Source organism: Streptomyces sp. NPDC002209 (assembly GCF_042890265.1).
Classification (GTDB): Bacteria; Actinomycetota; Actinomycetes; order Streptomycetales; family Streptomycetaceae; genus Streptomyces.
Genome location: NZ_JBIARX010000018.1, coordinates 105,808 through 126,005 on the forward strand (window position 1 = coordinate 105,808; position 20,198 = coordinate 126,005).

The following is a 20,198-nucleotide window of genomic DNA, read 5'->3' on the forward strand; positions in this document are numbered from 1 at the left end:
GGGTGCGAGTTTTCTTATTGACGGGGGAGCTGAAGATCATGCCCGGTGGAGGTTTCGTCAGATTGCCAGGCGGCAGCGTGGTGGTCGCGCTCACGCTGCCGAGGCCGTCCGGCGAGGGCGGAAACGTCCGCGTGCTGGTCCACGCCGCGAACCGGGCCCGCGCCCTGACCAGGCTGCGGAACCTCGGGATGCGGGCGGTGTACCTGCGCGGCAACGCGCAGCCGCCGACCCCGGACGAGGTCACGGCCGTCCTGCACCACCCGGACGGGCTGCTGTGGCGCGCAGCTCCGGACCGGGCCCAGGAGCTCTGGCACCCGATCCGCGCCCTGCTCGGCCACTAGGCAAGCAGCCCTGCCGGGTCCGTCACGGGCTCTGGCGGGGGCTCTCGCCGACGAGCCCGACCCCGGCCGCGCGGAGCTCCTCGACCGCCCGCGCGGCGGTGTGGGGGGCCACGGCGGCCGTCAGGTCGAGCAGCACGCGGGTGGCGAAGCCGGCGCGGGCCGCGTCGAGGGCGGTGGCGCGCACGCAGTGGTCGGTGGCGATCCCGACGACGTCGACCTCGGTGACCTGCCGGTCGCGCAGCCACCGGTCGAGCGGGGTGCCGTTCTCGTCGGCGCCCTCGAACCCGCTGTACGCGGCCTCGTACGCCCCCTTGTCGAAGACGGCGGCGACGGCCCCGGAGGCGACCGCGGGCGCGAAGTTCGGGTGGAACCCGACGCCCTCGGTACCGGCGACGCAGTGCACCGGCCAGGAGGTCTCGAAGTCCGGCTCGGCCGGGGGGTGCGCGAAGTGCGACCCGGGGTCGACGTGGTGGTCGCGGGTCGCGACCACGTGCCGGTAGCCGGCCGTGGCCTGGCCGATCAGCTCGGTGATCGCGGCGGCGACGTCGGCCCCTCCGGTGACCGCGAGGCTGCCGCCTTCGCAGAAGTCGTTCTGTACGTCGACGACGATCAGTGCGCGGTGCATGTCGCGTGTCCTTCGGTTGTCGTGTTTGCCGCTGCGCGGGCTCTTCCCCCACCCCGCCCCTTCCCGAAACCGGGGGCGGCGCCCCGGCGGGCCCGAGCCTCTCTAGGCGTACTCGGTCGGGATGACCGGCTCGCCGCGCGAGAGCTGCGTCGCCGAGAGCGGGAGGCCGGCGCGGGCCCCGCGGTGGCGCTCGCGGGCCGCCTCCAGGGGCTCGCGGGCCACCACCTCGCCCGCCTTCACCAGCTGGACGAGGAGCTGGGTGTCGGCGAGCGGCGCCGGGACCGAGCCGGTCCCGACCACCTCCGCCTCCGCGACCCCGTCCGCGTCCGTCCGCCGCGCAGCCCACTTGCGGCCGCCGATCGAGGTCTTGCCGCCCGTGGACTTCTTCGCCACCGGCACCAGCGGAGCCTTGGGGTCCGCCGACGCGGCCCGCGCCACCAGCTTGTAGACCATCGAGCACGTCGGGTGCCCGCTGCCCGTCACCAGCTGCGTGCCGACCCCGTACGCGTCCACCGGGGCCGCCGCCAGCGAGGCGATGGCGTACTCGTCCAGGTCGGAGGTGACCACGATCTTCGTCGCCGTCGCCCCCAGCTCGTCCAGCTGCTGCCGCACCCGGTGGGCGACCAGCAGCAGGTCGCCGGAGTCGATCCGGACCGCCCCCAGCCCCGTACCGGCGACCTCGACGGCCGTCCGCACGGCCTCCGCCACGTCGTACGTGTCGACCAGCAGGGTCGTCCCGCTGCCCAGCGAGGCCACCTGGGCCTGGAACGCGTCCCGCTCGGTGTCGTGCACCAGCGTGAAGGCGTGCGCCGAGGTCCCGACCGTCGGGATCCCGTACCGGAAGCCGGCCGCCAGGTCCGAGGTGGAGGTGAAGCCGCCGACGTACGCGGCCCGCGAGGCCGCCACCGCCGCCAGCTCGTGGGTGCGCCGCGCACCCATCTCGATCAGCGGCCGGTCACCGGCCGCCGAGGCCATCCGCGAGGCCGCGGCCGCGATCGCCGAGTCGTGGTTGAGGATCGAGAGGATGACCGTCTCGAGCAGCACGCACTCGGCGAAGCTGCCCTCCACGCGCAGGACCGGCGACCCGGGGAAGTAGACCTCGCCCTCCGGGTAGCCCCAGATGTCTCCCGAGAAGCGGTACGAGGACAGCCAGTCCAGGGTCCGCATGTCGACGACGGCCCGCTCGCGCAGGAACTCCAGCACCGCGCTGTCGAACCGGAAGTTCTCCACCGCGTCCAGGACGCGGCCGGTGCCGGCCACCACCCCGTAGCGGCGCCCCTCGGGCAGCCGCCGGGTGAAGACCTCGAAGACCGAGCGGCGGTCGGCGGTGCCGTTCGCCAGGGCGGCCTGCAGCATCGTGAGCTCGTAATGATCCGTGAAGAGCGCTGTCGACGGCACGTCCACCGGCAGGCCCAGGTCCGCAGGGTTCATGTCACGGATGCTAGCGCACATTTCGTCAGAGTGACGAGATCTCGGGACCCGTTTGTGCGACCGGCCCCTCGCAGTGGCAGCATGGGACGAGTGAGTGTTGCTCCCATTGAGATCGAACGCACCGAGTCGGCCGAAGAGACCTTCGCGGTCCCCGAACCCGACGTTCCCTGGGTGACCCTGGTGCACAACGACCCGGTCAACCTCATGAGCTACGTGACGTACGTGTTCCAGGCGTACTTCGGCTACTCCAAGGACAAGGCGCACAAGCTGATGCTCGACGTCCACCACAAGGGGCGGGCGATCGTGTCCAGCGGCACCCGTGAGGAAATGGAGCGCGACGTGCAGGCCATGCACGGCTACGGCCTGTGGGCGACCCTCTCCCAGGACCGCATCTGATGGGGCGGTCCGCCGGGATGTTCGAAGCCCTCGAGGGCGGCGGTGCCGCCGTCACGCTGGACGAGATCGAGATCTCCATCCTGCGCTCCCTCGCGGTCCAGCTGCTGGAGCTCATCGGTCCGGGCGCGCCCGAGCCCGACGAGGACGCCGACCCGCTGGCCGTGCTGTTCGCCGAGGGCAACGAGGGGCCCACCGAACGCCCCTCCGATCCTGCGCTGATCCGGCTCTTCCCCGACGCCTACGGCGGCCCCGGCCCCGAGGACCGGAAGGTGGATCCGCAGGAGCTCGCCGCCCGGTCGGCGGAATTCCGCAGGTTCACCGAGAACGACCTGCGCAGCCACAAGCGGGAGGACGCGCTGGCCGTCGTGCGCAGCCTGGACGCGCTCACCCCCGGCGGCGACGGGGCGGCCCTGCTCGAGCTCACCGGGGAGCTCCCGCTGCGCTGGCTGGGGGCGCTCAACGACCTGCGCCTGACCATCGCGGCCCGTCTCGACATCACCGAGGACGACGAGAGCGCGATGCTCTTCCGGCTGCCGGACGACGACCCGCGCAAGCCGATGGTGATGGCCTACCTCTGGCTCGGCGGCCTCCAGGAAACCCTCATCGAAACCCTCTGAGAACCCTCGGAACCCTCAGGAAAGCCTCAAGCAGGAACACTGTTCGCGCGGCGTTCGCTCAGCGGACGCTCAAATCCGGATAACGATCAGATCACCGCGATGCGGTGATCTGATTCTTTTCAGGACCTTTGTCCTGAATTCCGTGTGCCCCAGATCACTTTTCCGCGCCCCGGCCACCCGTAAGCCCGTGATAGATCTTCACGACCGCCGACGGGGCGCCACCCATGTCCCCCGGCCTGCTTGAACCGGCTGACCGCCGGGTGCAACTCCATCCGTATCCGGGGGGATCGAGGACCCGATCCGCTGCCTTCCAAGGCGCGGGTCGGCGTGGAGAAAGGCGCACCAAGACATGACCTCTGTGCAGGTCGAGCAGCACGACAGGACGCCCGGAGAGGGCGCCGCGGCCGAGGGCGGCGAGGGTTACCACCGCGCACTCGGAGCCCGCCAGATCCAGATGATCGCGATCGGCGGAGCCATCGGCACCGGCCTCTTCCTGGGCGCCGGCAAGGCCATCTCGAAGGCCGGCCCGAGCCTGATCCTGGCCTACGCCATCGCGGGCCTGGTCATCTTCTTCATCATGCGCGCCCTGGGCGAGCTGCTGATGTACCGCCCGGTCTCGGGCTCCTTCTCGGACTACGCCCGAGAGTTCCTCGGCCCCTTCTGGGGGTACGCGACCGGCTGGACGTACTGGCTCTTCTGGGTGGTCACCGGTATCACCGAGGTGACCGCGGCGGCCAAGTACATGTCGTACTGGACCCACGAGAGCTTCCCGCAGTGGGCCTACGCGCTGATCTTCACGGTCATCCTCTACGCCGCCAACCTGATCTCGGTGAAGCTCTTCGGTGAGCTCGAGTTCTGGTTCTCGATGGTCAAGGTCACCGCCATCGTCGGCATGATCCTGATCTGCGCCGGCATCCTCACCGTCGGCTTCTCCGACGCCGCCGCGACCGCCTCCGTCTCCAACCTGTGGAACGACCGCGGCTTCTTCCCCAACGGCATCGGCGAGACGCTGATGACGCTGCAGATCGTCATGTTCGCCTTCCTCGCGGTCGAGCTGGTCGGCGTCACCGCCGGCGAGTCCAAGGACCCCGAGAAGACCCTGCCCAAGGCCATCAACACCGTGCCGTGGCGCATCGCCGTCTTCTACGTCGGCGCGCTCATCATGATCATGTCGGTCATCCCGTGGTCCAACTTCAAGGCGGGCGAGAGCCCGTTCGTGCTGGCCTTCGAGAAGATGGGCCTCGGCGTCGGCGCCGCGATCGTCAACTTCGTCGTCCTGACCGCCGCGCTGTCCTCCTGCAACTCGGGCATGTACTCCACCGGCCGCATGCTGCGCGACCTCGCGCTCAACGGCCAGGGCCCGAAGTTCTTCACCAAGCTCACCAAGAGCGGCACCCCGCTCGTGGGCACGACGTTCTCCGCCGCGCTGATGCTGGTGGGCGTCTGGATCAACTACGTCGCCCCGGGCAAGGCCTTCGACTACGTCGTCTCCTTCGCTACCATCTCCGGCATGTGGGCCTGGATCATGATCCTCGTCTGCCAGATCCGCTACCGCGCCAAGGCCGACCGCGGCGAGCTGCCGCAGTCCCCGTTCCGCGCCCCCGGCGCCCCGTGGACCAGCTGGTTCGCCCTGCTGTTCATCGGCATGGTCATCGTGATGATGGGCATCGACAAGGACTCCCGCGTCTCGCTGTACTGCGCGCCGCTGTGGGGCCTGATCCTGGGCGTCTCGTACCTGGTGCTCAAGAAGCGCAACCCGCGCGGAGCCGCCTTCAACAAGGTCTCCCGCGACGCCTCCCAGGACGTCTCCCAGCCGGTCTCCTGACCGACCCGCGACCGGCTCCCGTCCGGGCCGTGTCCAGCATCCGGGCCCTCCCGTACCACACCTCGGTACGGGAGGGCCCGTCTGCTTATCCTGTCGCTCATGCTGACCCTTACCCAGGCGCTGTACGACCAGCTCGTCGAGCACGCCCGCAAGGACCACCCGGACGAGGCGTGCGGCGTCGTGGCCGGACCGGCGGGCACCGACCGCCCCGAGCGCTTCATCCCGATGCTCAACGCGGCCCGCTCGCCCACGTTCTACGAGTTCGACTCGAAGGATCTGCTGAAGCTCTACCGCGAGCTCGACGACCGGGACGAGGAGCCCGTGATCGTCTACCACTCGCACACCGCCACCGAGGCCTACCCCTCCCGTACCGACATCACGTACGCGAACGAGCCGGGCGCGCACTACGTGCTGGTCTCGACGGCGGACACCGACGGCCTCGGGGAGTTCCAGTTCCGCTCGTACCGGATCGTCGACGGCGTCGTCACCGAGGAGGAAGTGCAGGTCGTCGAGGCCTACTGACCACGATGTGAGCGGATTCCGTCCACGATGCGGGATCACACTCCAAATGGGGGACCGGGAATCGTTAACATGACCGCATGGTTCCCCACGACGTGAGCATCGAGACGCCCGGCAGGCTGCTGCTTGTGGCGCGGCTGCACGTCGACCTGTGCCGCCTCGCCAGCAGCATCTGTCCTGCCGCCTGAGCACCACAGGCCCTCGCGCGGGGGCCCATGCGCCGCGCGCCCTTAAGCCCCTCCCGCTTTACTCACAACTGGAGCCTGCCATGGCCATCGAGGTCCGCATCCCGACCATCCTCCGCACCTACACCGACGGCGAGAAGGCCGTCAACGGTGAGGGCACCACGCTGTCCGAGCTCTTCGCCGACCTCGAGACGCGCCACAAGGGCATCGAGGAGCGCATCGTCGACGGCGGCAAGCTGCGCCGCTTCGTGAACGTCTACCTCAACGACGAGGACGTCCGCTTCCTCGACGGCATCTCCACCGCCCTCAAGGACGGCGACAGCGTCACCATCCTCCCGGCGGTCGCCGGCGGCTCCGTCTGATGCGCTACGACTCCCCGCTGGCCGCCGTCGGCAACACGCCGCTGGTCCGGCTGCCCCGCCTGTCGCCCTCGGACGACGTCCGCATCTGGGCCAAGCTGGAGGACCGGAACCCGACCGGCTCGATCAAGGACCGCCCCGCGCTCCACATGGTCGAGCAGGCCGAGAAGGACGGCCGGCTGACCCCCGGCTGCACGATCCTGGAGCCCACCTCGGGCAACACCGGCATCTCGCTCGCGATGGCGGCCAAGCTCAAGGGCTACCGGATCGTGTGCGTCATGCCGGAGAACACCTCGCAGGAGCGGCGTGACCTCCTGGCCATGTGGGGAGCCGAGATCATCTCGTCGCCGGCGGCGGGCGGGTCGAACACCGCGGTCCGGGTCGCCAAGGAGCTGGCGGCGGAGCACCCCGACTGGGTGATGCTGTACCAGTACGGGAACCCGGACAACGCGGGCGCCCACTACGCGACGACCGGCCCCGAGATCCTGCGGGACCTCCCCTCGATCACCCACTTCGTGGCGGGTCTGGGCACGACGGGCACCCTGATGGGCGTCGGCCGCTACCTGCGCGAGCACGTGCCCGGCGTACGGATCGTCGCGGCGGAGCCGCGCTACGACGACCTGGTCTACGGCCTGCGCAACCTGGACGAGGGCTTCGTCCCGGAGCTGTACGACGCCTCGGTCCTGACGACCCGCTTCTCGGTGGGCTCGGCGGACGCGGTGACCCGCACCCGGGAACTCCTCCAGCAGGAGGGCATCTTCGCGGGCGTCTCCACGGGCGCCGCCCTGCACGCGGCGATCGGCGTGGCCCGCAAGGCGGTGGCCGCCGGCGAGACGGCGGACATCGTCTTCGTCGTGGCCGACGGCGGCTGGAAGTACCTCTCGACGGGCGTCTACACGGCCGCCACGACGGAGGAAGCGATCGAAACCCTCCAGGGCCAGCTCTGGGCGTAGGTCCGGCCCCGCCGGCGGCAATTCTGTCCCGCCGGCGTTCGAGGCGCGGCGGCCCGGGTACCCCGGCCCCGCGCCGGGGGCCGGGGCGTCAGCCGGACAGCAGCTCCGCCAGGACGGCGGCATGGCTCGAGGCGGGGTCCTTGACCGCGGTCAGGAGGGTGACCGGGCCCGCCGCGGCCAGCGTGCGCAGCCGGTCCAGCTCCGCCACCGCCTCCGGGGCCGCCAGCTCCGCCTCGTAGCGGGCCCGGAACTCCTGCGCGCTGCCCCCGCCCCCGTGGAACCACTTCCGCAGTTCCCCGGACGGCGTCACCGCCTTGGGCCATTCGTCCACCCCCGCCGCCGCCTTCGCCAGGCCCCGCGGCCACAGCCGGTCCACGAGGACCCGTACGCCGTCCTCCTCCGGCTCCGGAGGGTCGTACACCCGCCGCACCCGCACCATCAGCGGCCACCTCCGAGTCCCTTGACCTCGTCCCACACCGCAGGATCCAGCACCCCCAGCCGGCTGCGGAACTCCCACACCGACACCTCCGCGGGCCGGTCCGCCTCCAGGAAGCTCGCCCGGCCCTGCGCCCCCACCGTCCCCGGGGGCAGCGGGATCACCCCGGCCCGCCGGTCGTCGTACTTCCCGGTGATCCACGCGACCCGCGCCCGGTGGGCCCGTACGGACGACACCGCCAGCACCAGGCACAGCCGCCCGTCCGCCAGACACCACAGCTCACCCGCCCGCGGCCGCGGCGGCGCACCCGGCCCGTGCGGCGCCGGGGCCCGCCGGGCCGTCCCCGGCCGACGCCCCGCGACCAGCACCACCAGCACCACGGCCACCACCGCGGCCGCCGCGGGCCACCAGGACGTGTCCATATTCCGAAGGTAGCCGCGCCCGGACCCCGCAGCACGGCAGTGCACCGGCACGCCCGTGCCCACCGTCGCTCCCCCGGGTGACAGCACAGGTGATTCCCCCCACAACGGCCTGCCGCGGAGGAGCGACCTGACGTTTCGCGCCTTACGCTCGACCCACGCACGGCCCGCATTCCGTCCACGGACCGTCCCCGGAGGTTCTCGCTCCATGAAGCTCACCGTCGTCGGCTGCTCGGGGTCGTTCCCGTCCGCGGAATCGGCCTGCTCGAGCTACCTCGTCGAGGCCGACGGCTTCCGGCTGCTCCTCGACATGGGCAACGGCGCCCTCGGTGATCTGCAGCGCCACATCGGTCTCTACGACCTCGACGCGATCTTCCTGAGCCATCTGCACGCCGACCACTGCATCGACATGTGCGCGTACTTCGTCGCCCGCTACTACCGGCACGAGGGCGGCCGCTGCGGGACCATCCCCGTCTACGGCCCCGAAGGCACCGAGAAGCGCCTGACGACGGCCTACGAGGACGTCCCCGACGAGCGCTCCATGAGCGAGGTCTTCGACTTCCGGACCCTGAAGTCCGGCAGCTTCGAGATCGGCCCGTTCACGGTCCGCACGGAGCGGGTCGCCCACCCCGTCGAGGCCTACGGCATCCGCGTCGAGCACGCCGGCCGCTCCCTCGCGTACTCCGGCGACACGGGCGTCTGCCCCGAGCTGGGGATGCTCGCCGAGGGCACGGACCTGTTCCTGTGCGAGGCCTCCTTCACGCACGGCAAGGAGGACATCCCGGACCTCCACCTCAACGGCCGCGAGGCCGGGGAGTTCGCGCGCGGCGGCAAGGTCGGCCGGCTCGTCCTGACGCACATCCCGCCGTGGACGGACGCCCTCCAGAACCTGGCCGACGCCCGCGCGGCCTACGACGGCCCGGTCGACCTCGCGTACGCGGGCGCCGTCTACGAGGTCTGACACGCCTACGGCGAAGCCCCCGCCCTCCCTTCTTCGGGGAGAGCGGGGGCTTCGCCGTACGCGGGCGCAGCGCCGTGGCTACTTGGCCTCGGCCTTCGCCAGCTCGGCGAGCTCCTCGTCGGACTCGCGGCCCGGCGTCGGGAGGTTGTACTTCGTGATCGCGAAGCGGAAGACGAAGTAGTAGACCACCGCGAAGCAGAGGCCGATGCCGGCCAGGCCCCACGGGTTCGAGGCGATGCCGAAGTTCAGGCCGTAGTCGACCAGGCCGGCCGAGAAGCCGAAGCCGTCCCTCATGCCCAGCGACCAGGTCAGCGCCATCGAGACACCGGTCAGCACCGCGTGGACCGCGTACAGGACCGGGGCGATGAACATGAACGTGAACTCGATCGGCTCGGTCACACCGGTGACGAAGGAGGTGAGCGCGAGGGAGAACATCATGCCGCCGACGACCTTGCGGCGCTCGGGGCGCGCACAGTGGACGATCGCGAGGCAGGCCGCCGGAAGGGCGAACATCATGATCGGGAAGAAGCCGGTCATGAACTGTCCGGCGCTCGGGTCGCCCGCGAGGAAGCGGGCGATGTCGCCGCTCTTGCCGTTGTACTCGCCCGCCTGGAACCACGGGAAGGAGTTCAGCAGGTGGTGCATGCCGACCGGGATCAGCGCACGGTTGGCGACACCGAAGATGCCCGCGCCGACGGCCCCGGAGCCGACCAGCCACTCACCGAAGCTGTGCAGACCCGTGCCGAGGACCGGCCAGACGAGGCCGAAGAGGATGCCGATCAGCAGGCCCGCGAAGGCCGAGAGGATCGGGACCAGGCGGCGGCCGCCGAAGAAGCCGGCCCAGTCGGGCAGCTTGGTCCGGTGGAAGCGCTGGTAGAGCAGCGCGACGACGATGCCCATCACGACACCGCCGAGGACCTTCGCGTCGACGGGGGCGTCCACGAGGGCGACCTTGTGGTCGACGACCTTCTCGACCTGCGGCAGGTTCGGGTCCGTGAAGGTGCCCAGGACCTTGGCGAAGACGAGGTAGCCGGTGACCGCCGCGAGCGCGGTCGAACCGTCGGACTTCTTGGCGAAGCCGATCGCGATGCCGACGGCGAACAGGAGCGCCATGTTGCCGATGATCGCGTCACCGCCGGCGGCCATGTAGCTTGCGATCTTGGTGACGAAGCCGGGCAGCGACTTGTCGCCGAGCATGTCGTCCTGGCCGAGGCGGATCAGCAGCGCACCGGCGGGCAGCACTGCAACGGGGAGCATGAGGCTCCGGCCGATGCGCTGCATGACAGCCATCACGCCCGCGCCCTTCTTCTTTTCCGCAGCGGTGGCTGTGGACATGAGCTTCCTCCAGAAGGCAAGGCGCCGCCCAGGGGGTGCAAACGGGGGATGGCGGCGTCTCAGAACGGGGGTACGCGAGCTCCGGACCGGGCTTGCGTGGTCTACACCAATCCGTGGTGTAGACCAGTTGTAGCATGGTCGGGGATAGATAAGGAACCTTCGATTTCCTGTGGCCTGCGCCACACTCCGCTCGTGGCGGCGACCGGAAGTCCGCGACAAGCGGAGGACGGGCGCAGGACAAGCGGAAGGCCCCCGGATCCGTGGGTCCGGGGGCCTTCGGCGGTGCGGGGTTCGTTACCCCTTCGTGCCCTACGCCTTGGTGTTGTCCGCCTGCATCGCGGCGATCTCCTCGTCCGACTCCCGGCCCGGGGTCGGGATGTCGAACTTCGTGATCGCGAAGCGGAACACGACGTAGTACACCGCCGCGAAGCACAGGCCGATCGGAATGATCAACAAGGGTTTCGTCGCGAGGCCGAAGTTGATGAGGTAGTCGATCAGGCCCGCCGAGAAGCTGAAGCCGTCGTGGACGCCCAGCCCCCACGTCACCGCCATCGACACGCCCGTCAGCACCGCATGGATCGCGTACAGCGCCGGCGCGACGAAGAGGAAGGAGTACTCGATCGGCTCCGTGATGCCCGTGACGAACGAGGTCAGGCCGACCGACAGCATCAGGCCGGCGACCTCCTTGCGCCGCTGCGGCTTCGCGCAGTGGGTGATCGCCAGCGCCGCCGCCGGGAGCGCGAACATCATGATCGGGAAGAAGCCGGTCAGGAACTGCCCGGCGTTCGGGTCGCCCGCCAGGAACATGTTGATGTCGCCGTGCACCGTCGTCCCGTCCGGCTTGGTGTAGCTGCCGAACTGGAACCACACCGGCACGTTCAGGAACTGGTGCAGGCCGATCACCAGCAGCGCGCGGTTGGCCACGCCGAAGATGCCGGCGCCCCAGGAGCCCAGCCCCACCAGCCAGTCGGAGAAGCTCTCCAGCGCGCTGCCGACCGGCGGCCAGATCCACAGGCAGATCGCGGCGAACCCGATCGCCACGAACGACATGATGATCGGCACCAGCCTGCGGCCGTTGAAGAAGCCCAGCCAGTCGACCAGCTTCACCCGGTGGAAGCGCTGCCAGAACCAGGCGGCCAGCAGGCCCATGATGATGCCGCCGAACACGCCGGGGTTCTGGTACGTGAACTCCACGAAGGTGTTGTTCGGCCCCAGGCAGCCGGGGCCGATGTCCCTGGTGCCGATCGGGCAGGTGTTGGGGAAGGCGTGCAGCACGCCCCGGTAGACGAGGAAGCCCGCCACCGCCGCGAGGGCCGTCGAACCGTCCGCCTTCTTGGCCATGCCGATCGCGACGCCGATGCAGAAGAGCAGCGGCAGCCCGATGTCCGCGTTCAGCAGGGCGCCGCCCGCGGCCACCATCACCTTGGCCACGATCGTCCAGTTGAGGCCCTCCTCGCCCAAGACGCCCGGCTGCCCCAGCCCGTTGAGGAGCCCGGCCGCGGGCAGCACCGCGATCGGCAGCTGAAGACTGCGCCCCATCTTCTGCAGCCCGGGGTACAAGCCGCTCCACCACTTCGGCTGCGGTGCTGCTGCGGCGCTGCTCGCGCTCATCGGCGTCCTCCCTGACGGGCCCGTTTGGGCACGTGCGTCCGGTGCGGCACACTGGTGTAGACCACTTGTGGTGCGGTCGCATTCACCCGCCCGGAGGGCAGGTTGCTGCTGATCGTCATCATTCGGCAGAAGCAGGACCCGCGCTCGCGTAGCTGGGCCAACAGTGGGTTACCGTGACGAAGCGGACCGCGCTGGCTGGAACAGGGCCGCCGAGACTCGTTCTTCGCAGAACCCAGGGAGAAACACATGGCCACCAAGGCTGAGAAGATCGTCGCCGGGCTCGGCGGCATCGACAACATCGAAGAGGTCGAGGGCTGCATCACCCGCCTGCGCACCGAGGTCATCGACCCCGGCAAGGTCGACGAGGCCGCCCTGAAGGCCGCCGGCGCCCACGGCGTCGTCAAGATGGGCACCGCGATCCAGGTCGTCATCGGCACCGACGCCGACCCGATCGCCGCCGACATCGAAGACATGATGTGAGCACGGTGTGAGCTGAGCCCCCGCTCGCACAGCCGCCAGGCCCCGTACCGGACCCACCCGGACGGGGTCTTCGCGTATCCGCGCACCGACTAGGCTCGGACGCATGTCTCGCATCGACGGCCGCACGCCCGAACAGCTCCGCCCGGTCACCATCGAACGCGGATGGAGCAAGCACGCCGAGGGCTCCGTCCTCATCTCCTTCGGCGACACCAAGGTCTTCTGCACCGCCTCCTTCACCGAAGGCGTCCCCCGCTGGCGCAAGGGCAGCGGTGAAGGCTGGGTCACCTCCGAGTACTCGATGCTGCCCCGCTCCACCAACACCCGCGGCGACCGCGAATCCGTACGCGGCAAGATCGGCGGCCGCACGCACGAGATCTCCCGCCTCATCGGCCGCTCGCTGCGCGCCGTCATCGACTACAAGGCCCTGGGCGAGAACACCATCGTCCTGGACTGCGACGTCCTCCAGGCCGACGGCGGCACCCGCACCGCCGCCATCACCGGCGCCTACGTGGCGCTGGCCGACGCCGTCGCCTGGGGCCAGCAGAAGAAGCTGATCAAGGCCGGCCGCAAGCCGCTCACCGGCACCGTCGCCGCCGTCAGCGTCGGCATCGTCGACGGCGTCCCGCTGCTCGACCTCTGCTACGAGGAGGACGTGCGCGCCGAGACCGACATGAACGTGGTCTGCACCGGCGACGGCCGCTTCGTCGAGGTCCAGGGCACCGCCGAGGGCGAGCCGTTCGACCGCAAGGAGCTCAACGCCCTCCTGGACCTGGCCGCCGGCGGCTGCGCCGACCTCGAGGCCATCCAGCTCGGCGCGCTCCAGCTCTGACCAGAACCACGGGGGCCGCTGCTGCGTCCCCCTGGATACGGGCGCACGGTGTCAAAGCCGTGCGCCCGTCCTCGCATCCGTGTCGATTCCTGGGAGACCCGAACCATGAACCCGAAGCACCGCATAGCGGCGGTCGTCCTGGCTGCGGCTCTCGCCGTCCCGGCGCTGACGTCCTGTGACGCGATCTCGACGGCGATGGACTGCGCGAACACGGCGGTGGCCATCACGGACGGCGCGAACGACCTCCAGCAGGCGGTCTCCCAGGCCGGCAACAGCCCGCAGGACGCCCAGAACGCGCTGAACCAGATCGAGACGAACCTCAAGAAGGTCGGCGACCAGACGGACAACGCCGACCTGAGCAAGGCCGTCTCCTCCATGACCACGGCGGTGAAGAACGTCCGCACGGCCATCGAGAACGGCAACCCCAACCCGGACATCCAGCCGGTCGCCGACGCGGCGAAGGAACTGTCGAAGGTCTGCACCCCGGGCTGAGCCGCCACCCGCGCGGAGGGGGCCGGATAATGGGCGGCATGACCAGCCGCCTGATCCTCGCCACCCGCAACGCGGGCAAAATCGCCGAGCTCCACGCCATCCTGTCCGACGCCGGCCTGCCGCACGAGCTGGTCGGCGCGGACGCGTACCCGCAGATCCCGGACGTCAAGGAGACGGGGGTCACCTTCGCGGAGAACGCCCTCCTCAAGGCCCACGCCCTGGCGCAGGCCACCGGCCTGCCGGCGATCGCCGACGACTCCGGCCTCTGCGTGGACGTCCTGAACGGCGCCCCCGGCATCTTCTCGGCGCGGTGGGCGGGCACGCACGGCGACGACAAGGCGAACCTGGACCTGCTGCTGGCCCAGCTCGGGGACATCGCCGACGAACACCGCGGAGCCCACTTCGCGTGCGCGGCGGCCCTGGCCCTGCCGGACGGCACCGAACGCGTCGTGGAGGGCCGCCTCCTCGGCACCCTCCGCCACGCCCCCTCGGGCACCGGGGGCTTCGGCTACGACCCGATCCTCCAGCCCGAGGGCGACACCCGCACCTGCGCGGAACTCACCCCGGCGGAGAAGAACGCCATCTCCCACCGCGGCCAGGCCTTCCGCGCCCTGGTCCCCTTCATCCGAGCCCTCCTGGGCTGACGCAGCGAGGCCTGGTCCCCGTGTCTCGGGAACCAGGCCTCGTCATGGGTACGCCCGGTCGGATTCGAACCGACATACGTGGCCACCTAAAGACCACCGCTAACCAGGTCGCGTACGGGCGCGAGCCATGGACACTCTACTGCGCACCACGCCGTGCAGGGGAAGCGGCGTCATCGATCGCGCCTTCCTCCCCGGCACCAGGTGTCCGTCACCGCGTGGCAGTTGGGGCACAACAACCGAAGGTTCTCGCGACGGTCGTCGCTCCAGTCTCCGTTCACATGGTCGATCTCCAGGGTCATGGGTCGCCCGCCCCACTCGGGCGGCGTCCCGCACATGTCGCAGCACTCAGGCACGCCGACCTCACGCAGCGCCCGCCGCAGCAGGTGGGTGCGTGTCCGCCGCCTGCCGTCATGCCTGATCAGAATTTCCGCCGCGGACTTCATGGGAACCGGTCCCTGTTTGCCGCGCTGATGCGCCTGTCCGAGGAAGTGGGCGGTGGAGAGGCCCTCTCCCTGGATCCACAGTTTCAGGGACCGGTGGTGGCTCCCCGATACGGGGCGGCCCAATCGCCGGAGAACCTCGGCCAGCGAATACGACGCGGCGACCGCCGCACGTAGTTCCTCCCGTTCCGCCGCCGTCGCCAGGACTTCGCGCGTGTAGCGGTTCCCGCCGCTCATGAGTGGCGCCCCTTGGCGCGACCACGGTACGTGTCGGTTGTGGAGTGGCAGTTGGGGCACAGCAGCCGCAGGTTCTGGGGCAGGTTGTTCCGCCAGTCGCCGTCCACGTGGTCCACCTCCAGCGGTAGCGGGTACCCCTGCCAGGTCGGCGGCATGCCGCACATCTGGCAGATCTCCGGAACACCCAGTGCGGTCAGCGCCTGCTTCAACTGCTCGCCCTGTGTGCGCCTGGCGTGGGGACCTTCCTGCTTGACCAGGAGGGTCTCCGGGCTCCGGCGGGTCTTTGGCCGTCCTGCCGGTGAGGGCAGTGTGAAATGGGAGGTGTCCATGCCGAATGCTTTGACCCGCCTGCTGATGTGCGTGTGGTTGCCCCCTACGACCTCGAGGCCGAGGTGCCGCAGGACCTGACACATGTTCGTGGACTCGGCGACCGCCGAAGCGAGGACCTCCTTCGTCCACTTGACGGCTTCCGCCCGCTCGAAGTGCGACGTGTCCACACCGAGTTTCCGCATGCGATCGAGCAGGTACCGCCGGGAACCGCTCTTAGGGTCCACCCCCAGTTTCTCCAGTGCCTCCGTTAGGGTCCTCGACGTGCGCGCCGCCTCCGTGAGGCGTTCCTTCGTGTACGGGCTGAGTGGCATTCGGGCCCCCTCCGTTCCCCGGCCGCGTGTGCGGCTCTCGTACGGAGTAACGGGGCGATAGTCGGACGGTTACGGGGCGGTTCGTCCGATAAACGGAGCGGCCCGCACCGGATGGTGCGGGCCGCTGTGTCGGGACGGGGGTGGTCAGATGTCCAGGTCCTTGATGATCTTGGCTACGTGGCCCGTGGCCTTGACGTTGTAGAGGGCGCGCTCGACCTTGCCCTCCTCGTCGACGATCACCGTGGAGCGGATGACGCCCGTCACCGTCTTGCCGTACAGCTTCTTCTCGCCGTACGCGCCGTAGGACTCGAGGACCTTCTTCTCGGGGTCGCCGACCAGGGTGACCTTCAGGTGCTCCTTCTCGCGGAACTTCGCCAGCTTCTCCGGCTTGTCCGGGGACACCCCGATCACGTCGTAGCCGGCCTCGGCCAGCACCGCCAGGTTGTCCGTGAAATCGCAGGCCTGCTTCGTGCAGCCCGGCGTCAGCGCCGCGGGGTAGAAGTACACGATCACCTTGCGGCCCTTGTGGTCGGCGAGCGAGACCTCGTTGCCGTCCGCGTCGGGCAGGGTGAAGGCGGGGGCGGTGTCGCCCGGCTGGAGTCGCTCGCTCATGTCAACAGTCTCCTCGGGAGGGGATCGGTACGGTCCGAGACTAAGCTGACAGACTGTTCATGGCGGACTACGCCCCATGCGACGACGACCACGACGACGGAGGCAGCGCGGTGCCGGAAGCCAGGACCCCCGCACAGATCGAGGCGGACATCGTCCGCCGCCGCGAGCAGCTCGCCGAGACGCTCGACGAGATCGGCGTGCGCATGCACCCGAAGACGATCATCGGGGACGCGAAGGCCAGGGTCGTCTCGACCGTGGACCACACCGCCGGGCGTGCCGTCGTCGCCGTGAACCGTCTCCTGACGGACGTACGGGACGGCCTGCGTCACGAGGACGGCGCGCCGCGCTTCGAGCGGATCGCGCCCGTCGCGCTGCTCGCGGTGGGTGTGGTCGGCCTGCTCGTGGCGTCGGCACGGCGCAAGCGCTGATGACCCTGCGGCGCACGGGCCGGGCGCGGACGGGTAGGTTCGTGGCGTGAGCGACAACACCAACACCACCACCCACGACAAGCTGCCCATCCGCATGCTGCACGACCGGGTGCTCGTGAAGTCCGACTCGCCGGAGGGCGAGCGGCGCTCGGGCGGCGGCATCCTGATTCCGGCGACCGCTGCCGTGGGCAAGCGGCTGGCCTGGGCCGAGGTGGTCGCGGTCGGGCAGAACGTACGCAGTGTGGAGCCGGGCGACCGGGTGCTGTACGACCCCGAGGACCGGGCCGAGGTCGAGGTGCGGGGTGCGACGTACGTGCTGATGCGCGAGCGGGACCTGCACGCCGTGGCCGCGGAGCGGCTGGAGGGGTCCAAGGACTCCACCGGGCTGTACCTGTAGCGGATCGATCGTGGAAGAGGGCCGGTGACCGGGGTCACCGGCCCTTTTGCCTGCGCTTTGCTACGGTGGTGGGGAACCCCCGACGAGACGCGCCGTACCGGGTAGCCGTGGCTGTACGACAAGACGACGCACCCCGTTCGCTCTCGTTCCGGAGGTGCCTGTCATGGCCTGGGTCCTGCTTCTCGTCGCCGGTCTGCTCGAGGTCGGCTGGTCGATCGGCATGAAGTTCACGGAGGGTTTCACCCGGCTGTGGCCGAGCGTGTTCACCGGTGCCGGGATCGTCGCCAGCATGGTGCTGCTCTCGTACGCCGCCAAGACGCTGCCCATCGGTACCGCGTACGGCGTGTGGGTGGGCATCGGTGCGGCCGGTGCCGCGGTGCTGGGCATGGCGGTGCTGGGTGAGCCCGTCACCGCCGCCCGGATCTTCTTCATCTGCCTGCTGCTGGTCGCCGTGGTGGGGCTGAAGGCGACCTCCGGTCACTGATCCGCCCCCCGAACGGGTTACTCCCGCGATTCCGGCTACTCCAGGTACTCCGACGGGGGGCGGCTGCGCAGGCGGCCTCCGGTGACGCCGCCCAGGGCGCCGGCGGTGGTGCCGGCCGTGGTGCCCGATGTCGCGGCGCCGGTGGTCCCGGTGGTCGTCCCGCCGGTGGCGCCCTCGTTGCCCCGGCCTTCGCTCGTGTCGCCTTCCGTGGTCCCGCCCTCGGTGTCCTGTCCCTGGTTCCGGCCGCCCTGGTCCTGGTTGCCGTCCGACGGTGTCGGCCGGCTCGGGCGGCTCGGCCGGGTCGGCGGCGGCGGGGACTGCGGGCCGCTCTCGTCCGGCGTCGGTTCCGGGCTGCTCGGGACGAACGGCGGCGGGGACGGGGCGGCGCCCGGCTGGAGTTCGAGGTCGAAGTCCAGCGGGTCGCTGCCCTCCAGGGCGGTCTTCGTGTACTGCGCCCAGATCCGGGCCGGGTAGCCGCCGCCCCCGATCCGGGCTTCGCCCAGTGCCCCGTACAGGGATTCCAGGGCGCCCGTGTCGGGGTCCTGGCCCATCATCGAGACGACCGTGACCAGGTCCGGGGTGTACGCCGCGAACCAGGCGGAGCGGTCCAGTTCGCCGGTGCCCGTCTTGCCGGCGGCCGGGTGCCCGGCGGCGAGGGCGGCCGTACCGGTGCCGTTGTCGACGACGCTGACCAGCATGGACGTGGTCGTGTCGGCGGCTTCGCGGCTGACGGCCTGTTTCGGGGTGCGGTCGGGCAGCGGGATGCTGTCGCTGCCCTTGGTGATCTTCTCGACGAGCGTGTACGGGGTGTGGCGGCCGTGGTCGGCGAGGGTCGCGTAGGCCTGGGCCATGTCGAGGACGCTGGCCTGCATGGTGCCGAGGGCCATGGCGGGGCTCGCGACGAGGTTCGGGGTGTTCTCGGGGATGCCGAGGTCGATGGCGGTCTTCTTGACCTTCGCGGTGCCGACGTCGACGGCCATCTGGGCGAAGACGGCGTTGACGGAGAGGTCGGTGGCGGTGGTGACGGTGATGTTCCCGTACGACACCTGACCCTCGTTCTCGGGGGCGTAGGGGGTCCGGGTGCCGACGACGCGGCGCTTGTTGTCGCCGTCGTAGACGGTGTTGGGGGTGATCAGGCGGCCGTCCTGGGTGCGGGAGTCGTTCTCGACGGCGGCGGCGAACACGAACGGCTTGAAGGTGGAGGCCACTTGGTAGTCGTGCCGGGTCGCGTTGTTGACGTACTGCTTGGTGTAGTCGATGCCCCCGTACATGGCGACGACCTTGCCGGTGGCCGGGTCGATGGAGACCCCGCCGGCCCGTACGACGCGGTCGGCCTTGCGGGTTTCCGGGTCGAGTCTGCCGACCATCTTCTCGTCGACGGCGTCGACGAAGGCGTTCTCGCGGCGCTTGTCGATGGTGGTGGTGATGCGGTAGCCGCCCTCGGCGAGGGTCTTCTCGTCGAGGATCTTGTTCTCGACGATGTAGTCCTTGACGGCCTCGACGAGGTAGCCGCGCTGCCCGGAGAGGCCGGCGGCCGGACGGACCTTGCCGGGTTCGGGGAACTTCGTCGCGGCCCGCTCGGCCGCGGGCAGCCACTGCTTCTTGACCATGCCGTCGAGTACGTAGTTCCAGCGGGCGAGCGCGCGGTCGCGGCTCTGGGGGTGCGCGACGACGTCGAAGGCGCTGGGGGAGTTGAGGAGCGTGGCGAGGTACGCGCCTTCGGCGGTGGTGAGTTTGCCGACGTCCTTGCCGTAGTAGGCCTGGGCGGCGGCCTGGATGCCGTACGCGTTGCGGCCGAAGTAGCTGGTGTTGAGGTAGCCCTCGAGGATGTAGTCCTTCGATTTCTCGCGGCCCAGTTTGATCGCGATGAAGAACTCCTTCACCTTCCGCTTGATCGTCTGTTCCTGGCCCAGGTAGTAGTTCTTGACGTACTGCTGGGTGATGGTCGAGCCGGACTGGGTGCCCTTGCCGGTCGCCGTGTTCCAGGCGGCGCGGATCATCGCCTTGGGGTCCACCGCCCGTTCGGAGTAGAAGTCCCGGTCCTCGGCGGCCAGTACGGCCTCCTGCACCGTACGGGGGATCTGCGAGAGCGGGACGTTGACGCGGTTGACCTCGCCGTCGCGGGCCAGCTGCGAGCCGTCGGCGTAGAGGTAGAGGTTGGACTGGGCGGTGGCGGCGGAGTTGGCGGGCGGGATGTGGACCAGCAGGTAGCCGGCCACGAGGGCGCCGATGACCAGCACGGCGCACAGCAGCACGGCGGCGAGGACCGTGCGCCACGTGGGGACGAGGCGGCGCCAGCCGGTCCGCTTCCGTTTCCGCTCGGCCCGGTCGGCGGCTCTGCGCGACTGCCTCTCGCCGGACGGCTTCCGAGGCTTCTGCGGCTTCTGCGGCTGCTGCGCTGACGGCTGCTGCGCGGGAGTTCTTGCGGGGGCGTCCGGATCACGAGGGGTCCAGCCCGGTGGTGGTGACTGGTCGCTCATCGCCAGGACTCCTCGACGCCA

General features: G+C 70.1%; 26 protein-coding genes, 1 tRNA gene and 1 riboswitch. Of the genes, 16 read left to right on the forward strand and 11 right to left on the reverse strand.

Annotation, left to right across the window (positions count from 1 at the left end; genetic code table 11):
* The first annotated feature begins 38 nt into the window (after positions 1 to 38).
* Entirely contained in the window at positions 39 to 341 is a 303-nt protein-coding gene (locus tag ACFYXK_RS27825) for a hypothetical protein (protein ID WP_389413587.1), read from the forward strand.
* Positions 342 to 363: 22 nt separating this feature from the next.
* On the opposite strand, the gene ACFYXK_RS27830 is transcribed toward ACFYXK_RS27825, so the two are convergent.
* A complete protein-coding gene (locus ACFYXK_RS27830) occupies positions 364 to 966 on the reverse strand; it encodes an isochorismatase family protein (RefSeq protein WP_389413588.1) in 603 nt (200 codons plus the stop codon).
* 102 nt (positions 967 to 1,068) lie between these two features.
* Entirely contained in the window at positions 1,069 to 2,397 is a 1,329-nt protein-coding gene (locus tag ACFYXK_RS27835) for a nicotinate phosphoribosyltransferase (protein WP_389413589.1), read from the reverse strand.
* An 81-nt stretch (positions 2,398 to 2,478) separates the two neighbouring features.
* Between ACFYXK_RS27835 and clpS the strand changes: the two genes are divergently transcribed.
* The 7 genes from clpS (at position 2,479) to ACFYXK_RS27870 (ending at position 7,251) form a co-directional block, all read left to right on the forward strand.
* The gene (gene clpS / locus ACFYXK_RS27840) at positions 2,479 to 2,793 is read left to right on the forward strand and encodes an ATP-dependent Clp protease adapter ClpS (RefSeq protein ID WP_389413590.1); all 315 of its coding nucleotides are present in this window, start codon (positions 2,479 to 2,481) and stop codon (positions 2,791 to 2,793) included.
* A complete protein-coding gene (locus tag ACFYXK_RS27845) occupies positions 2,793 to 3,410 on the forward strand; it encodes a DUF2017 domain-containing protein (protein WP_389413591.1) in 618 nt (205 codons plus the stop codon). Before clpS ends, ACFYXK_RS27845 begins: the two co-directional genes overlap by 1 nt.
* A gap of 349 nt (positions 3,411 to 3,759) precedes the next feature.
* On the forward strand, positions 3,760 to 5,235 hold the full coding sequence (locus ACFYXK_RS27850) for an amino acid permease (RefSeq protein ID WP_389413592.1): 1,476 nt from the start codon (positions 3,760 to 3,762) through the stop codon (positions 5,233 to 5,235).
* 99 nt (positions 5,236 to 5,334) lie between these two features.
* Positions 5,335 to 5,757: a Mov34/MPN/PAD-1 family protein gene (locus ACFYXK_RS27855; protein ID WP_389413593.1), complete on the forward strand. Its 423-nt coding sequence runs from the start codon at positions 5,335 to 5,337 to the stop codon at positions 5,755 to 5,757.
* Between the two features lie 77 nt (positions 5,758 to 5,834).
* A complete protein-coding gene (locus ACFYXK_RS27860) occupies positions 5,835 to 5,942 on the forward strand; it encodes a putative leader peptide (RefSeq protein ID WP_324603773.1) in 108 nt (35 codons plus the stop codon).
* An 80-nt stretch (positions 5,943 to 6,022) separates the two neighbouring features.
* A complete protein-coding gene (locus ACFYXK_RS27865; protein ID WP_266628924.1) occupies positions 6,023 to 6,301 on the forward strand; it encodes a MoaD/ThiS family protein in 279 nt (92 codons plus the stop codon).
* Complete coding sequence (locus ACFYXK_RS27870; RefSeq protein ID WP_389413594.1) at positions 6,301 to 7,251, forward strand: PLP-dependent cysteine synthase family protein; 951 nt, start codon at positions 6,301 to 6,303, stop codon at positions 7,249 to 7,251. The genes ACFYXK_RS27865 and ACFYXK_RS27870 overlap by 1 nt, the downstream gene beginning before the upstream one ends.
* An 88-nt stretch (positions 7,252 to 7,339) precedes the next feature.
* Here the strand turns inward: ACFYXK_RS27870 and ACFYXK_RS27875 are convergent, their stop codons facing one another.
* Positions 7,340 to 7,693: a DUF488 domain-containing protein gene (locus ACFYXK_RS27875; protein ID WP_389413613.1), complete on the reverse strand. Its 354-nt coding sequence runs from the start codon at positions 7,691 to 7,693 to the stop codon at positions 7,340 to 7,342.
* A complete protein-coding gene (locus ACFYXK_RS27880; RefSeq protein WP_389413595.1) occupies positions 7,690 to 8,109 on the reverse strand; it encodes a hypothetical protein in 420 nt (139 codons plus the stop codon). The genes ACFYXK_RS27875 and ACFYXK_RS27880 overlap by 4 nt, the downstream gene beginning before the upstream one ends.
* Positions 8,110 to 8,314: 205 nt before the next feature.
* On the opposite strand from ACFYXK_RS27880, the gene ACFYXK_RS27885 reads away from it, so the two are divergent.
* Complete coding sequence (locus ACFYXK_RS27885; RefSeq protein WP_389413596.1) at positions 8,315 to 9,067, forward strand: MBL fold metallo-hydrolase; 753 nt, start codon at positions 8,315 to 8,317, stop codon at positions 9,065 to 9,067.
* Between the two features lie 78 nt (positions 9,068 to 9,145).
* Here ACFYXK_RS27885 and ACFYXK_RS27890 read toward each other — a convergent pair whose 3' ends face one another.
* A complete protein-coding gene (locus ACFYXK_RS27890) occupies positions 9,146 to 10,402 on the reverse strand; it encodes a PTS transporter subunit EIIC (RefSeq protein WP_389413597.1) in 1,257 nt (418 codons plus the stop codon).
* Between the two features lie 309 nt (positions 10,403 to 10,711).
* The gene (locus ACFYXK_RS27895) at positions 10,712 to 12,013 is read right to left on the reverse strand and encodes a PTS transporter subunit EIIC (protein ID WP_389413598.1); all 1,302 of its coding nucleotides are present in this window, start codon (positions 12,011 to 12,013) and stop codon (positions 10,712 to 10,714) included.
* Positions 12,014 to 12,259: 246 nt separating this feature from the next.
* Here ACFYXK_RS27895 and ACFYXK_RS27900 point away from each other — a divergent pair, with 246 nt between their 5' ends.
* From ACFYXK_RS27900 to rdgB, 4 genes are all read left to right on the forward strand, one after another.
* Complete coding sequence (locus ACFYXK_RS27900) at positions 12,260 to 12,493, forward strand: glucose PTS transporter subunit EIIB (RefSeq protein ID WP_389413599.1); 234 nt, start codon at positions 12,260 to 12,262, stop codon at positions 12,491 to 12,493.
* A 103-nt stretch (positions 12,494 to 12,596) separates the two neighbouring features.
* Positions 12,597 to 13,322 carry a ribonuclease PH gene (rph, locus tag ACFYXK_RS27905; RefSeq protein ID WP_030299875.1) on the forward strand — a complete coding sequence of 242 codons (726 nt, stop codon included), beginning with the start codon at positions 12,597 to 12,599 and terminating at the stop codon, positions 13,320 to 13,322.
* A gap of 105 nt (positions 13,323 to 13,427) precedes the next feature.
* A complete protein-coding gene (locus tag ACFYXK_RS27910) occupies positions 13,428 to 13,814 on the forward strand; it encodes a hypothetical protein (RefSeq protein WP_352214999.1) in 387 nt (128 codons plus the stop codon).
* A 38-nt stretch (positions 13,815 to 13,852) separates the two neighbouring features.
* Positions 13,853 to 14,458, forward strand: a complete 606-nt coding sequence (gene rdgB, locus ACFYXK_RS27915; protein ID WP_389413600.1) for an RdgB/HAM1 family non-canonical purine NTP pyrophosphatase — start codon at positions 13,853 to 13,855, stop codon at positions 14,456 to 14,458.
* A 49-nt stretch (positions 14,459 to 14,507) separates the two neighbouring features.
* Here rdgB and ACFYXK_RS27920 read toward each other — a convergent pair.
* From ACFYXK_RS27920 to bcp, 4 genes are all read right to left on the reverse strand, one after another.
* A tRNA-Leu gene (locus ACFYXK_RS27920) sits at positions 14,508 to 14,580 on the reverse strand.
* Between the two features lie 48 nt (positions 14,581 to 14,628).
* Positions 14,629 to 15,135 (reverse strand): HNH endonuclease, encoded by a 507-nt coding sequence (locus tag ACFYXK_RS27925; RefSeq protein ID WP_389413601.1) that lies wholly within the window; start codon positions 15,133 to 15,135, stop codon positions 14,629 to 14,631.
* A complete protein-coding gene (locus ACFYXK_RS27930; protein WP_389413602.1) occupies positions 15,132 to 15,776 on the reverse strand; it encodes an HNH endonuclease in 645 nt (214 codons plus the stop codon). Before ACFYXK_RS27930 ends, ACFYXK_RS27925 begins: the two co-directional genes overlap by 4 nt.
* 144 nt (positions 15,777 to 15,920) lie before the next feature.
* Positions 15,921 to 16,388, reverse strand: coding sequence for a thioredoxin-dependent thiol peroxidase (bcp, locus tag ACFYXK_RS27935; protein ID WP_389413603.1), 468 nt, complete (start codon positions 16,386 to 16,388; stop codon positions 15,921 to 15,923).
* 110 nt (positions 16,389 to 16,498) lie between these two features.
* On the opposite strand from bcp, the gene ACFYXK_RS27940 reads away from it, so the two are divergent.
* The 3 genes from ACFYXK_RS27940 (at position 16,499) to ACFYXK_RS27950 (ending at position 17,697) form a co-directional block, all read left to right on the forward strand.
* Positions 16,499 to 16,816 (forward strand): DUF3618 domain-containing protein, encoded by a 318-nt coding sequence (locus ACFYXK_RS27940; RefSeq protein WP_383513527.1) that lies wholly within the window; start codon positions 16,499 to 16,501, stop codon positions 16,814 to 16,816.
* 94 nt (positions 16,817 to 16,910) lie between these two features.
* Positions 16,911 to 17,213, forward strand: a complete 303-nt coding sequence (locus ACFYXK_RS27945) for a co-chaperone GroES (RefSeq protein ID WP_048475576.1) — start codon at positions 16,911 to 16,913, stop codon at positions 17,211 to 17,213.
* Between the two features lie 54 nt (positions 17,214 to 17,267).
* Positions 17,268 to 17,346, forward strand: a riboswitch (guanidine-III (ykkC-III) riboswitch).
* A gap of 30 nt (positions 17,347 to 17,376) precedes the next feature.
* Entirely contained in the window at positions 17,377 to 17,697 is a 321-nt protein-coding gene (locus tag ACFYXK_RS27950; protein ID WP_030158619.1) for a multidrug efflux SMR transporter, read from the forward strand.
* A 35-nt stretch (positions 17,698 to 17,732) separates the two neighbouring features.
* Here the strand turns inward: ACFYXK_RS27950 and ACFYXK_RS27955 are convergent, their stop codons facing one another.
* Complete coding sequence (locus tag ACFYXK_RS27955; protein WP_389413604.1) at positions 17,733 to 20,177, reverse strand: transglycosylase domain-containing protein; 2,445 nt, start codon at positions 20,175 to 20,177, stop codon at positions 17,733 to 17,735.
* Positions 20,178 to 20,198 lie beyond the last annotated feature (21 nt).